The organism is Streptococcus oralis, assembly GCF_001588645.1.
Classification (GTDB): Bacteria; Bacillota; Bacilli; order Lactobacillales; family Streptococcaceae; genus Streptococcus; species Streptococcus oralis_AB.
In genome coordinates this window covers 190,896-203,771 of sequence record NZ_LAYF01000004.1, presented here as the reverse complement: position 1 = coordinate 203,771, position 12,876 = coordinate 190,896, and the positions used below count along the sequence as shown (strand labels likewise).

13 protein-coding genes are annotated in these 12,876 nt (G+C 42.8%); 10 read left to right on the top strand and 3 right to left on the bottom strand.

Translation table 11 applies throughout. The features are described 5' to 3' along the window. Positions 1 to 176: 176 nt before the first annotated feature. Together A0739_RS04860 and A0739_RS04855 are read left to right on the top strand one after the other, a co-directional pair. Positions 177 to 599 carry a DUF805 domain-containing protein gene (locus A0739_RS04860; protein WP_061587245.1) on the top strand — a complete coding sequence of 141 codons (423 nt, stop codon included), beginning with the start codon at positions 177 to 179 and terminating at the stop codon, positions 597 to 599. 122 nt (positions 600 to 721) lie between these two features. Then, entirely contained in the window at positions 722 to 1,114 is a 393-nt protein-coding gene (locus A0739_RS04855; protein WP_033630471.1) for a DUF805 domain-containing protein, read from the top strand. 88 nt (positions 1,115 to 1,202) lie between these two features. On the opposite strand, the gene A0739_RS04850 is transcribed toward A0739_RS04855, so the two are convergent. The 3 genes from A0739_RS04850 to sdaAB are packed head-to-tail and all read right to left on the bottom strand — an operon-like array spanning position 1,203 to position 3,412. Next, positions 1,203 to 1,832: an HAD-IA family hydrolase gene (locus tag A0739_RS04850; RefSeq protein WP_061587244.1), complete on the bottom strand. Its 630-nt coding sequence runs from the start codon at positions 1,830 to 1,832 to the stop codon at positions 1,203 to 1,205. A 27-nt stretch (positions 1,833 to 1,859) separates the two neighbouring features. After that, on the bottom strand, positions 1,860 to 2,732 hold the full coding sequence (gene sdaAA, locus A0739_RS04845) for an L-serine ammonia-lyase, iron-sulfur-dependent, subunit alpha (protein WP_000500031.1): 873 nt from the start codon (positions 2,730 to 2,732) through the stop codon (positions 1,860 to 1,862). Between the two features lie 8 nt (positions 2,733 to 2,740). Beyond that, positions 2,741 to 3,412 carry an L-serine ammonia-lyase, iron-sulfur-dependent subunit beta gene (gene sdaAB, locus A0739_RS04840; protein ID WP_000555868.1) on the bottom strand — a complete coding sequence of 224 codons (672 nt, stop codon included), beginning with the start codon at positions 3,410 to 3,412 and terminating at the stop codon, positions 2,741 to 2,743. Positions 3,413 to 3,653: 241 nt separating this feature from the next. Between sdaAB and apf the strand changes: the two genes are divergently transcribed. The 8 genes from apf to mnmG all read left to right on the top strand — a co-directional run bounded on the left by apf (position 3,654) and on the right by mnmG (position 12,254). Further along, complete coding sequence (gene apf, locus A0739_RS04835; RefSeq protein WP_061587243.1) at positions 3,654 to 4,277, top strand: aggregation-promoting factor; 624 nt, start codon at positions 3,654 to 3,656, stop codon at positions 4,275 to 4,277. 278 nt (positions 4,278 to 4,555) lie between these two features. After that, entirely contained in the window at positions 4,556 to 5,362 is an 807-nt protein-coding gene (locus A0739_RS04830) for an ABC transporter substrate-binding protein (protein WP_061587242.1), read from the top strand. 15 nt (positions 5,363 to 5,377) lie between these two features. Continuing rightward, entirely contained in the window at positions 5,378 to 6,574 is a 1,197-nt protein-coding gene (locus A0739_RS04825) for an argininosuccinate synthase (RefSeq protein WP_061587241.1), read from the top strand. 27 nt (positions 6,575 to 6,601) lie between these two features. After that, the gene (argH, locus tag A0739_RS04820; protein ID WP_061587240.1) at positions 6,602 to 7,993 is read left to right on the top strand and encodes an argininosuccinate lyase; all 1,392 of its coding nucleotides are present in this window, start codon (positions 6,602 to 6,604) and stop codon (positions 7,991 to 7,993) included. 160 nt (positions 7,994 to 8,153) lie between these two features. Further along, positions 8,154 to 9,275: a tRNA 2-thiouridine(34) synthase MnmA gene (gene mnmA / locus A0739_RS04815; RefSeq protein ID WP_061587239.1), complete on the top strand. Its 1,122-nt coding sequence runs from the start codon at positions 8,154 to 8,156 to the stop codon at positions 9,273 to 9,275. 21 nt (positions 9,276 to 9,296) lie between these two features. Beyond that, on the top strand, positions 9,297 to 9,728 hold the full coding sequence (locus A0739_RS04810) for an SseB family protein (RefSeq protein WP_061587238.1): 432 nt from the start codon (positions 9,297 to 9,299) through the stop codon (positions 9,726 to 9,728). 148 nt (positions 9,729 to 9,876) lie between these two features. Continuing rightward, the gene (locus A0739_RS04805; RefSeq protein WP_061587237.1) at positions 9,877 to 10,332 is read left to right on the top strand and encodes an NUDIX hydrolase; all 456 of its coding nucleotides are present in this window, start codon (positions 9,877 to 9,879) and stop codon (positions 10,330 to 10,332) included. A gap of 8 nt (positions 10,333 to 10,340) precedes the next feature. After that, positions 10,341 to 12,254: a tRNA uridine-5-carboxymethylaminomethyl(34) synthesis enzyme MnmG gene (gene mnmG, locus A0739_RS04800; RefSeq protein ID WP_061587236.1), complete on the top strand. Its 1,914-nt coding sequence runs from the start codon at positions 10,341 to 10,343 to the stop codon at positions 12,252 to 12,254. Positions 12,255 to 12,876: the final 622 nt, after the last annotated feature.

Here is a 12,876-nt window from a genome sequence, read left to right as displayed (position 1 = left end):
AAATAGAGAGTAGAGGACGTCGGATATTTCAAAGGTTTAATAAGCGCAACTATTCAAGGGACGATGTTATGTGATCTATCAGGAGAGTGATTTCAGACAATCTAAAAACTACCTCTATTTTAAGCTGGTAACATAACTTTGCGAAATAAGTATTAAAATCAAAAGGAGATTATTGTATGCTGAGTGCTATTAGGAGTTTTTTCAAAGGCTATGCAAATTTTTCTGGTCGTTCCACACGTCCAGAATTTTGGTGGGTTTGGCTGCTAAATATGGTAATTTTCTTGCCCGCCTACTACTCACTTTTTACTGGAGTAGAATCTGATAAAGCCATCAGGAATATTACGATCCTCAGTATGTGTATTATTTTGTTTATAGTAGAGTTTGTTCCTCTACTAGCACTGATAGTACGTCGCTTACGAGATGTGGGTATCCATTGGGCCTATATTTTTATTGTATTTGTTCCTTTGGGTGCAATAACACTGCTCGTTATGCTCGCTATTCCAAGTCAACGATTTGGAGAAAAAGTGATAGAGCATAGTAAAAAAGATAAAGAGAATACGGAAGACTCTCAGTTTGAAGAAATGGTACGAAAATATTAAGATATTTCTACTCTATTTTAAAGCGGCTGAGTCGCGCTTCGCAGCAAATAATCGCTTCAGAACTTGTCAATCATGATGATATATGGTAGACTCTATGGAGAAAAAATAAAGGAGATTATTGTATGTTTAATGCTTATAAGAACTTTTGGAAGGGGTATGTAAACTTTACTGGTCGTTCGACTCGTTCGGAGTACTGGTGGATTTATTTTACAAATTTGTTAATCTGTCTTCCTGCTTACATGAAATATCATGATGCAGTGTCAACTCGCCCATATAACTTGGAGGCACTCCGTAGTTTACAAGCTATGAGCGGTTTTTACTTCTTTTTAGCGGCTATTCTCATGTTGCCTTCTATCGCCGTGACTGTTCGTCGCTTACGGGATGCTGGTTTCCACTGGGCCTTTATCTTCATTGCTTTGGTTCCTCTCGTTGGACCGATTGCTCTTATTGTCATGCTTGCTTGGCCAAGTAAGAAGGATGAAGATGCTGAAGAACAGGATCAAATTACTGCTTAAGCATGGATTTGATTCCTTCTGATAGTAACAACATATAAAAAAATACTCCTCAACCTAGTTCACTAGTGTTAGGAGTATTTTTGTATGGTTAGAGCTGGCTAATGATATCGTCAATGGTACGGGCAATCCAGTCAGGCTGATAGCTGAGTAAATCAGCCTCTTCTCCAAATCCCCAAGTAACAGCAAACTTTTTAATGCCAGTTTCTTGAGCTCCGATCATATCAAACTTGGTATCCCCAATGATGAGGACTTGGTCTGCATGGAGTTGATGCGTTTGCAAGGCGTAACAGATGACATCCGCCTTGTGTGGCGTTTCAGGACTAGAGCCGTAAATGCCATCAAAGAAATGATGGATTCCCAGATTTTTAGTCATATCATGAGCAGTAGGAGTATTCTTTGTTGTAGTGATGTAGAGAGGGTAGTTTTGCGAAAGCTCTTGGAGCAATTCCGTTATTTGGGGGAAGAGTTGGGCTTCGTGGATGCCTTTTTCCTTGTAGTAAGAGCGGTATATCTGCACAGCTTCTGAGATTTGCTCCTTGGGAAGACATGTTGCAAAACTACTTTCAAGGGGTGGTCCCATGAAACCACGAATGGTCTTGGCATCAGGGCTTGGAACTCCTAGCTCTTTAAAGGTATGGGTAAAGGCATTGTGGATCCCGATGGAACTGTCAACCAGGGTTCCGTCCAGATCAAAAAAGATTGCTGAGATAGAGGGCATAGTTTCTCCTAATAGATATAGATAAGCTTATTCTCCGAAGATTTCTTTTTGTAGGCGACGACCAGTAGGTGTGGCGGCGAGTCCACCCTCAGCCGTTTCACGAAAGGCAGTTGGGAGGCTTGATCCAACTTGGTACATGGCATCGATGACTTCGTCAACAGGGATCTTAGACTCGATACCTGCCAAGGCCATGTCTGCTGCGATAAAGGCAAAGCTGGCTCCCATGGCATTGCGCTTGACACAGGGAACTTCAACCAAACCAGCGACGGGGTCGCAGATGAGGCCTAGCATATTTTTAATGACAAAGGCGATGGCTTGACTAGCCTGATAGGGGGTTCCACCTGCAGCCAAGGTCAAGGCTGCGGCACTCATGGCAGAGGCAGAGCCAACCTCGGCCTGACAGCCACCTTCAGCGCCTGAGATAGAGGCATTGTTTGCGATGACTAGTCCAAAGGCACCAGCAGCAAAGAGGAAATCCAGCTGTTCTTCGTGGCTAAGGTCTAGTTTTTGGATAGCAGCAGTGAGAACGGCTGGCAGACAACCAGCACTTCCTGCGGTTGGAGTAGCGCAGACCAAGCCCATCTTAGCATTGTGTTCATTGACCGCGATGGCATTACGGGCTGCTGATAGGATGGTAAAGTCCGACAAGGCCTTGCCACTTTTGAGATGGCGGTCTAGTTTGGCCGCATCTCCACCCGTTAGGCCACTACGGGATTTATTTTCACTGAGACCGAGCTCGACAGAGGCTTTCATGACTTCTAGATTGCGTTCCATGAGGAGGAGAACTTCTGGCCGTTCCCGACCAGTTAGTTGATATTCTGTCGCAATCATGAGTTCTGCAACATTTCCTTGGAAGTCTAGATCTGCTTGCTCAACCAATTCTTTGATAGAATAAAACATGTTTCCTCCTACTTAAAGAAATTGACATTGTGGAGATGAGGGATTTTTCGGATTTCTTCAATCGCCTCTTCGCAACTTCTACTATCGACTTCGATAATCATGATGGCTTTTTCTCCAGCTTTTTCTCTAGTCACATTCATCTGAGCGATGTTGATATCGAAACGAGAGAGGGCTTCAGTAACATGGGCAATCATACCTGGAACATCCTGATGCACGATAATAATGGTTGGTGTGTTCATGTTGAGAGAGACAGCAAAGCCGTTAAGCTCCGTAACTTGGATATTTCCCCCACCGATGGAAATTCCTGTCACACTGATGGATTTGTGTTCATTCTTTACAGTGATTTTAGTGGTGTTAGGATGAGGAGCGTTGCTGTCTTTCTGAATGGTCCAGACAATCTTGATACCACGTTTATGGGCAATCTCTAGGCTATTTGGAATGTCGGGATCGTCCGTATCCATACCTAATATACCAGCTACGAGAGCAAGGTCGGTTCCATGACCACGGTAGGTTTTGGCAAATGAATTAAATAATTGGAATTCGACTTCTGTCGGCGTATCATCAAAGATGGAAGAGACGATTTTCCCGATGCGAACAGCTCCAGCAGTATGGCTACTTGATGGGCCAATCATAACTGGTCCGATAATGTCAAAGACAGATTGAAAACGAAGTGAGTGCATCTGTTTCCCCTTACAAAGATTCTTATATCTATTATATCAAAGAATGGACCTCTGCGCTTATTTCCCTTATCAAAAGCTTAAAATGATTAAAGATAGTATAAAATAAGGTCTTTTGTGACAAAAACCTCCATAAAACGGTAAATATAAAACATTTTTGTAATATTTCTACATAAAACCGTTAAACAACGGTAACATTCGAGGAGTAGAATAGTATCATAGATAAAAAGGAGAATTTTTAGATATGTCATTAACAACTAAAAAAATTAAAACAACTATCGCAGGAGTAGCAGCTTTGCTTGCTTTCTTTGCTCCAGCTCTTGCATCTGCACAAGAAACTGTAACTTACACAGTTAAATCAGGTGATACTCTTTCAGAAATCGCTGAGAAGTACAACACAACTGTTGAAAAATTGGCAGCAAAAAACAACATCAAAGATATTCACCTTATCTATGTTGACCAAGTTTTGGTTATCGAAGGAACAGCTTCTACTGTAGCTCCAGCTGCGACAACGGAAGAATCAGCTCCAGTAGCTACAGAAACAGTTGAAGAAGCTCCAGCAGCAACAACAACTTATGAAGCACCTGCAACTCCTGCAGCACCAGCAGCAGAAAGCAACACTGCAGCAACTTCTACTGTAAGTGGTTCTGAAGCAGAAGCCAAAGAATGGATCGCTCAAAAAGAATCAGGTGGTAGCTACACCGCTACAAACGGACGTTACATCGGACGTTACCAATTGACAGATTCATACTTGAACGGTGACTACTCAGCTGAAAACCAAGAACGTGTAGCAGATGCCTACGTTGCAGGACGTTACGGTTCATGGACAGCTGCCAAGAACTTCTGGCTTAACAACGGTTGGTATTAAGAATAAAGGAGTCCTTCAGGGCTCTTTTTTTGTTTCTCTATAACAAAAAGTGTAACGAGCTTCTTAGTAATGCTCTATTTGTATAATTTCGACAAAGTTCTTCAAATTGTTTTAAAACTTAAATAGTATAAATAGGCTTATTATGTGTAAAAATATATCACATAATGAGCTTTTTCTTAATTTTAATGAAATAAAATACAGTTTTTTCTTGACAGACGAGAATGGGAAGAGTATTATTTATACAATAACAAAGTATAAAAATAAAAGGAGGCTCTTCTATGAATAAAGTGAAGAAGGTGTTGATGACGATGTTTGGTTTGCTTATGTTTCCCTTATTATTTGCTTGTAGTAACACTCAATCCCAAGGTGTTGAAACCATTAAGGCTAAAGGAAAATTGGTGGTGGCCCTAAATCCAGAGTTTGCTCCATTTGAATATCAGAAATTGGTCGATGGGAAAAATCAGATTGTAGGTTCAGATGTTGAGCTAGCCAAAGCCATCGCAAAGGAACTAGGTGTAGAAGTGGAGTTCTCTCCAATGAGTTTTGACAATGTACTGGCTAGTCTTGATTCAGGCAAGGCCGATCTTGCCATATCAGGTGTTTCTAAAACGGAAGAGAGAAGTCAAGTTTACGATTTTTCAATTCCCTACTACACTTCGAAAAATAAGGTTATCGTAAGAAAATCTGAATTAACGAATTACCAATCAGTCAAGGATTTGGCTCAGAAAAAGGTTGGAGCGCAGAAAGGTTCTATCCAGGAAACTCTGGCTAAAGAAACCTTGCAGGATTCTTCTCTCGTTTCACTTCCTAAAAATGGAAATTTGATAACAGATTTGAAATCAGGGCAACTGGATGCGGTTATCTTTGAGGAACCAGTGGCGAAAGGATTTGTAGAGAATAATCCAGACCTAGCCATCGCTGAGTTTGATTTTGACAATGATAAAGAAGATTCCTACGCTGTTGCGATGAAAAAAGACAGTAAAGAATTAAAAGAGGCGGTTGATAAAACCATCCAGAGGTTGAAGGATTCTGGGGAGTTGGACAAATTGATTGACGATGCTTTTAAAGCCTCTATCGAAAAATAGAAAGAAGGAAGAGAAATGAGTAAGGAAAAAGTCATTTTAGCCTATTCAGGTGGATTGGATACATCAGTTGCTATTACATGGTTAAAAAAAGACTATGATGTGATCGCTGTTTGTATGGATGTGGGTGAAGGAAAAGATTTGGAGTTCATCCACGATAAAGCTCTCAAGGTTGGGGCTGTTGAGTCTTATGTCATTGATGTTAAGGAAGAATTTGCTAATGACTATGTTTTAGTGGCCCTTCAGGCTCATGCCTACTACGAACAAAAGTACCCCTTGGTATCTGCTCTGAGTCGCCCTCTTATTTCAAAAAAACTCGTTGAAATAGCTCATCAGACGGGGGCAACCACAATTGCCCATGGTTGTACAGGCAAGGGAAACGACCAAGTTCGGTTTGAAGTCTCTATTGCAGCTTTGGATCCCAATTTAAAGGTAGTTGCGCCTGTTCGTGAGTGGAAATGGTCTCGTGAAGAAGAAATCCAATATGCCAAAGAAAATGGCGTCCCAGTTCCTGCTGACCTTGACAATCCTTACTCTGTCGATCAAAATCTTTGGGGACGTGCAAATGAATGTGGTGTCTTGGAAAACCCTTGGAACCAAGCGCCAGAAGAAGCATTTGGAATCACATCTTCGCCAGAAGAGGCGCCAGACAGTCCTGAATTTATTGACATTGAGTTTAGCTGTGGGGTACCCATCTCCCTCAATGGTGAGAAGATGAAAGTGGCGGCTTTGACTCAAAAGCTCAATGAAATTGCAGGCAAACACGGTGTTGGTCGTATTGACCATGTGGAAAATCGCCTAGTTGGTATTAAGTCAAGAGAGATTTATGAGTGCCCAGGCGCTGTGACTTTATTGGCAGCTCATAAGGAGATTGAGGACTTGACTCTTGTGAGAGAAGTGGCTCATTTCAAACCTATTATCGAAAATGAGTTGTCCAATCTTATCTATAATGCCTTGTGGTTTAGCCCAGCAACTCAGGCTTTGATTGCCTATATCAAGGAGACACAGAAAGTTGTCAATGGAACTGCAAAAGTTAAACTTTACAAGGGAAACGCCCAGGTAGTGGCTCGGAAATCACCAAATTCTCTTTACGATGAAAATTTGGCGACTTATACCAGTGCGGATACCTTTGACCAAGATGCGGCTGTGGGATTTATCAAGCTTTGGGGGCTTCCGACTAAGGTTTATTCAGAAGTTCAGAAAAATGTTGAGTAGTGACGCGATAGAAAGGGACGACAGGATATGTCGAAAAATACAAAATTATGGGGTGGTCGATTTGAAGGCACTGTGGAAGATTGGGTAGAACAGTTCGGTGCGAGTATCTCCTTTGACCACCAGCTGGCAAAATTTGATTTGATGGGCTCCCTAGCTCATGTTCAAATGCTAGGACAGACTGGCATTTTGAGCTTGGAAGAGGCAGAGCAGATCCAAGATGGTCTGAAAGCTTTGTTGCGAGATTTAGAGGCAGGAGAGCTTCATTTTGATATTGCAAATGAAGATATTCATATGAATATGGAAGTGTTGCTGACAGAGAAAATCGGTCCTCTGGCTGGAAAACTACACACGGCCCGTTCTCGGAATGACCAAGTCGCAACGGATATGCACTTATATCTAAAGGAGCAGCTTGGCCATGTCTTGGATAAGTTGGCGAATCTGAACAGTGTTTTGCTGGATTTGGCTGAAAAACATGTGGAAACCATCATGCCAGGCTATACTCATTTGCAGCATGCCCAACCGATTAGTTTTGCCCATCATCTCATGGCTTATTACAATATGTTTCAAAGGGACAGCGAACGCTTTGCATTTAACTTGAAACATACGGACCTATCTCCCCTGGGTTCGGCTGCCTTGGCGGGGACAACTTTTCCAATCGATCGTCAATTATCGAGTGATTTACTGGGTTTCCAACAACCCTATACCAATTCCTTGGACGCAGTGAGTGACCGTGATTTTATCTTGGAGTTTCTGTCAAATGCCAGCATTTTGATGATGCATATGAGTCGTTTTTGTGAGGAAATCATCAATTGGTGCAGTTTTGAGTATCAGTACATTAGCTTGTCTGATAGCTTTTCAACGGGTTCGTCTATCATGCCCCAGAAGAAAAATCCTGATATGGCCGAATTGATTCGAGGAAAGACAGGACGGGTTTACGGGCACTTACTTGGACTATTGTCCGTAATGAAGTCTTTGCCTCTGGCCTATAATAAGGATTTGCAAGAGGACAAGGAAGGTATGTTTGATACAGTAGACACGATTTTGAATTCTCTGGATGTGTTGGCAGGTATGCTATCGAGCATGCAGGTTAATAAGGCCAAAATGCAGCAATCTACAGAGAATGATTTTTCGAATGCGACCGAACTGGCAGATTATTTGGCTGAAAAAGGCCTCCCCTTTAGAGAAGCGCATGAAATAGTAGGGAAATTGGTTCTAGACTCTATCAAGCATAGTAAAAATATCCAAGATTGGGATTTGGAGGAGTTGCAAGCCTACCATCCCTTGATTGAAGAGGATATTTATATCTACTTGCGACCGGAGACTGCTGTTCAGAGACGGAATTCCTTAGGAGGAACCGGATTTGAGCAAGTGAAATACCAGATAGAACAAGCGAAGAAAGAACTTAAAGGGGGAAATTGATTCGTCTGTAAAGTAAGAAAGAGAGGCTGAGATGATTTATCAGCCTCTTTCTTGTCTTCTCCAACCAAGCGTGTTATAATGAATACTGCTCAAGCGACCTTCAATCGTGAAGCACACACGACCTTCAATCGTGAATAAACGAATAGATGGGAGACTTACCATGAGTGAAAACTCTAAAACACGTGTTGTCGTGGGGATGAGTGGTGGTGTTGATTCGTCGGTGACGGCTCTCTTGCTCAAGGAGCAGGGCTACGATGTGATCGGTATCTTCATGAAGAACTGGGATGACACAGATGAAAACGGCGTCTGTACGGCGACCGAAGATTACAAGGATGTGGCTGCGGTGGCAGACCAGATCGGCATTCCTTACTACTCTGTCAATTTTGAAAAAGAGTATTGGGACCGCGTCTTTGAGTATTTCCTAGCGGAATACCGTGCAGGACGCACGCCAAATCCAGATGTTATGTGCAACAAGGAAATCAAGTTCAAGGCCTTTCTGGACTATGCTATGACCTTGGGGGCAGACTATGTAGCGACTGGGCACTATGCTCGAGTGGCGCGTGATGAGGATGGCATCGTTCACATGCTTCGTGGCGTGGATAATGGCAAGGACCAGACCTATTTCCTCAGTCAACTTTCGCAAGAACAACTCCAAAAAACCATGTTCCCACTGGGGCATTTGGAAAAGCCTGAAGTACGAAAAATAGCTGAAGAAGCAGGACTTGCGACTGCTAAGAAGAAAGACTCGACAGGGATTTGCTTTATCGGAGAAAAGAACTTTAAAAACTTTCTCAGCAACTATCTGCCAGCTCAGCCTGGTCGCATGATGACGGTGGATGGACGCGATATGGGTGAGCATGCAGGTCTGATGTATTATACGATTGGTCAGCGTGGCGGACTCGGTATCGGTGGGCAACACGGCGGTGACAATGCACCGTGGTTCGTTGTCGGAAAAGATTTGAGCCAAAATATCCTCTATGTCGGCCAAGGTTTCTACCATGACTCGCTCATGTCAACCAGTCTAGAGGCCAGTCAAGTCCACTTTACTCGTGAAATGCCAGAGGAGTTTACGCTCGAGTGTACGGCTAAATTCCGCTACCGTCAGCCTGACTCTAAGGTGACAGTACATGTCAAAGGAGATAAGGCAGAAGTTATCTTTGCGGAACCGCAACGCGCAATCACACCAGGACAGGCGGTTGTCTTTTATGATGGCGATGAGTGTCTCGGTGGCGGTTTGATTGATAATGCTTATCGAGATGGACAAGTTTGTCAGTACATTTAAGATTTTCTAAGAGGAAAGAGAATGTTTCAGTTTTTTAAGAAAAAAACGGCTAAAAAAGAGCAAACAATGAGCCTCTCTGACTATAAGAAAGAGTATTTGAGAGAGAAAACGACAGAGTCGATTGAAGCCTTGTTCAAGGAATTGAAACAAGCTAAAGTCTGGGTCCCCTTCAATCCGAATCTTCTGGATGAGAGTGATGAACAAGAAGGGGTACGACTAAAACCGGATATTCTGCGAAAGGGAGACGACTACTTCTATCCTTGTTTCTTAACTGAACAAGATATTCCTAAGGACTATTATGACCGTTTTTCCTGGTTGCAATTACCTCTTACGGACTGTTTATCTGTTGCGGAAGAGATAGGGGAGTTTCCGGTGAGAGGGATTGTTCTGGATGCCTTCTCTGACCCAGTCGAGATTGACAAAGGAGCTTTTGAAGCGATTCGCCAATTATAGTACATTTAGATTGACAAATTTTCTCAATTTGCTACAATAATAAAAGCAATAGAAATGATGGTCAAAGCTCATGGATGTTGCAGGCTTTTTGTCCTGCACTTCTTTGGAGTTTTGACTGTTTTTGTGTCGTTTAAGGGAAAGGATAAAAATGACTCAACCAGACTTTCGGACAAAAGTGGGAAATACTGTTTTTGGTGTTCGGGCGACAGCCTTGATTCTCCAAAATGGCAAGCTCCTAGTTACTAAAGACAAGGGTAAATATTACACTATCGGCGGTGCGATTCAAGTCAATGAAAGCACGGAAGACGCGGTAGTCCGTGAAGTGAAGGAAGAACTAGGTGTCAAAGCTCAAGCTGGACAGCTAGCTTTCGTAGTTGAAAATCGTTTTGAACAAGACGGTGTTTCCTATCACAACATCGAGTTTCATTATCTGGTGAACTTGCTTGAAGATGCTCCATTGACCATGCAGGAAGACGAAAAATCGCAACCTTGTGAGTGGATTGACTTGGATGAACTCCAGAATATCCAGCTAGTTCCAGCCTTTTTAAAAACAGCCCTGCCGGATTGGGACGGTCAACTAAGACACATTCATCTTGAGGAATAGGAGAGAAAATGACTTATAATTTTACGGAAGAATACGATATTATTGTAATCGGTGCGGGACACGCTGGGGTGGAGGCATCTCTAGCTGCTAGCCGTATGGGCTGTAAGGTCTTGCTTGCGACCATCAACATTGAAATGTTGGCATTCATGCCTTGTAACCCTTCTATCGGTGGTTCTGCCAAGGGGATTGTTGTGCGTGAAGTCGATGCCCTCGGTGGTGAAATGGCTAAAACCATTGACAAGACCTACATCCAGATGAAGATGCTCAACACTGGTAAGGGTCCAGCTGTCCGTGCCCTTCGTGCGCAGGCTGACAAGGAACTTTACTCTAAGGAGATGCGCAAGACAGTTGAAAATCAAGACAACCTCACCCTTCGTCAGACTATGATTGATGAGATTTTGGTGGAAGATGGCAAGGTTGTCGGTGTTCGTACAGCTACTCATCAAGAGTATGCTGCCAAGGCTGTTATCGTGACGACAGGGACTGCACTCCGTGGGGAAATCATCATCGGAGACCTCAAGTACTCATCAGGGCCAAACCACAGTCTAGCTTCGATTAACCTTGCTGACAACCTCAAGGAGCTGGGCCTCGAAATCGGTCGTTTCAAGACAGGAACGCCTCCACGTGTCAAGGCTTCCTCTATTAACTACGACGTGACAGAGATTCAGCCAGGGGACGAAGCGCCTAATCACTTCTCATACACTTCACGAGATGAGGACTATGTCAAGGACCAAGTGCCATGCTGGTTGACCTATACCAATGCTACCAGTCATGAGATTATCCAAAATAACCTCCATCGTGCGCCTATGTTTACAGGTGTGGTCAAGGGAGTGGGGCCTCGTTACTGTCCGTCGATTGAGGACAAGATTGTGCGCTTTGCGGACAAGGAACGCCACCAACTTTTCCTTGAGCCAGAAGGGCGCAATACAGAGGAAGTCTATGTCCAAGGTCTTTCAACCAGTCTGCCTGAGGATGTCCAACGTGACTTGGTTCATTCCATCAAAGGTTTGGAAAATGCTGAAATGATGCGTACTGGTTATGCCATTGAGTACGACATGGTCTTGCCACACCAGTTGCGTGCTACTCTGGAAACCAAGAAAATTTCAGGCCTTTTTACTGCTGGTCAGACAAATGGAACGTCAGGTTACGAAGAAGCTGCTGGCCAAGGGATTATCGCTGGTATCAATGCGGCTCTAAAAATCCAAGGCAAGCCAGAGTTGATTTTGAAGCGCAGTGACGGCTATATCGGGGTGATGATTGATGACTTGGTGACCAAGGGCACCATTGAACCCTATCGTCTCTTGACCAGTCGTGCCGAATACCGCCTCATCCTCCGTCATGACAATGCCGATATGCGTTTGACTGAGATGGGGCGTGAGATTGGCCTCGTTGATGATGAACGCTGGACTCGTTTTGAAATCAAGAAAAATCAATTTGACAATGAGATGAAGCGCCTCGACAGCATTAAACTCAAGCCAGTCAAGGGAACTAATGCCAAGGTTGAGGAAATGGGCTTCAAGCCGTTGACAGATGCCGTGACAGCCAAGGAATTCCTTCGCCGTCCAGAAGTGTCTTATCAAGATGTGGTGGCTTTCATCGGTCCAGCTGCTGAGGACTTGGATGACAAGATTATCGAATTGATTGAAACAGAAATCAAGTACGAAGGCTATATTTCCAAAGCCATGGATCAGGTTGCCAAGATGAAGCGCATGGAAGAAAAACGCATTCCAGCCAATATCGACTGGGATGATATTGACTCGATTGCGACAGAAGCTCGCCAGAAGTTCAAACTGATAAATCCAGAAACCATCGGTCAAGCTAGCCGTATTTCGGGAGTAAATCCAGCAGATATTTCTATTTTGATGGTGTACCTAGAAGGTAAAAATCGTAGTATTTCTAAGAATCAAGAAAAGAAAGCATAGAGAAAAACAGCTCCGAAGATGGGGCTGTTTTTTTGACGGACTCTGGATTTATATTGCACATTTAAATATTAAATTAAAAGAAATCTTTTATGCCACTGATAAAACATTATCAAAATATTCAAAGCAATGATTAAATATACTATTGGTGGAAGAAATACTGATCTGAGATTGGCCGTTGTAAAAGCAATGATACTAATATTGAATATTGAATACAAGAGAATAAGGGTTTTAGAAACATAAGTGATAAATATTCTAAAAGTTTTTTGCTTTTAATTTCTAGGACATTTGTTACTTATTATAATTTATAGAGCTATATTCATAAATAAATTTGACATTGAAATTATTTTATGATAAAATGAAAGCGTTAACAAAAAGTATTTAGCTAAACTAGAAGGGAGGGGTCTGTCAGTAGTTGTTTTGCTGAATACACTATTCGTCTTTTAGTTTATACTTTATACTTTCAAAATTGGGAGATATATACAAATTTCAAATGTAGGTGCGGAGGTTGACCAGAGAATAGTACCTATCACTTGGTAGCTGAAACGATTGTCTCGCCTAAGATTCTTTGAGCGGATTTTAGGCGAGACATCGTTACACTAACCCTAGTCCTTGCATCTTATCA

Excerpts from the sequence above, each read along its gene's own strand:
- A0739_RS04860 (WP_061587245.1), top strand. The coding sequence starts at position 177 with ATGCTGAGTGCTATTAGGAGTTTTTTCAAAGGCTATGCAAATTTTTCT.
- A0739_RS04855 (WP_033630471.1), top strand. The coding sequence starts at position 722 with ATGTTTAATGCTTATAAGAACTTTTGGAAGGGGTATGTAAACTTTACT.
- A0739_RS04850 (WP_061587244.1), bottom strand. The coding sequence starts at position 1,832 with ATGCCCTCTATCTCAGCAATCTTTTTTGATCTGGACGGAACCCTGGTT.
- sdaAA (WP_000500031.1), bottom strand. The coding sequence starts at position 2,732 with ATGTTTTATTCTATCAAAGAATTGGTTGAGCAAGCAGATCTAGACTTC.
- sdaAB (WP_000555868.1), bottom strand. The coding sequence starts at position 3,412 with ATGCACTCACTTCGTTTTCAATCTGTCTTTGACATTATCGGACCAGTT.
- apf (WP_061587243.1), top strand. The coding sequence starts at position 3,654 with ATGTCATTAACAACTAAAAAAATTAAAACAACTATCGCAGGAGTAGCA.
- A0739_RS04830 (WP_061587242.1), top strand. The coding sequence starts at position 4,556 with ATGAATAAAGTGAAGAAGGTGTTGATGACGATGTTTGGTTTGCTTATG.
- A0739_RS04825 (WP_061587241.1), top strand. The coding sequence starts at position 5,378 with ATGAGTAAGGAAAAAGTCATTTTAGCCTATTCAGGTGGATTGGATACA.
- argH (WP_061587240.1), top strand. The coding sequence starts at position 6,602 with ATGTCGAAAAATACAAAATTATGGGGTGGTCGATTTGAAGGCACTGTG.
- mnmA (WP_061587239.1), top strand. The coding sequence starts at position 8,154 with ATGAGTGAAAACTCTAAAACACGTGTTGTCGTGGGGATGAGTGGTGGT.
- A0739_RS04810 (WP_061587238.1), top strand. The coding sequence starts at position 9,297 with ATGTTTCAGTTTTTTAAGAAAAAAACGGCTAAAAAAGAGCAAACAATG.
- A0739_RS04805 (WP_061587237.1), top strand. The coding sequence starts at position 9,877 with ATGACTCAACCAGACTTTCGGACAAAAGTGGGAAATACTGTTTTTGGT.
- mnmG (WP_061587236.1), top strand. The coding sequence starts at position 10,341 with ATGACTTATAATTTTACGGAAGAATACGATATTATTGTAATCGGTGCG.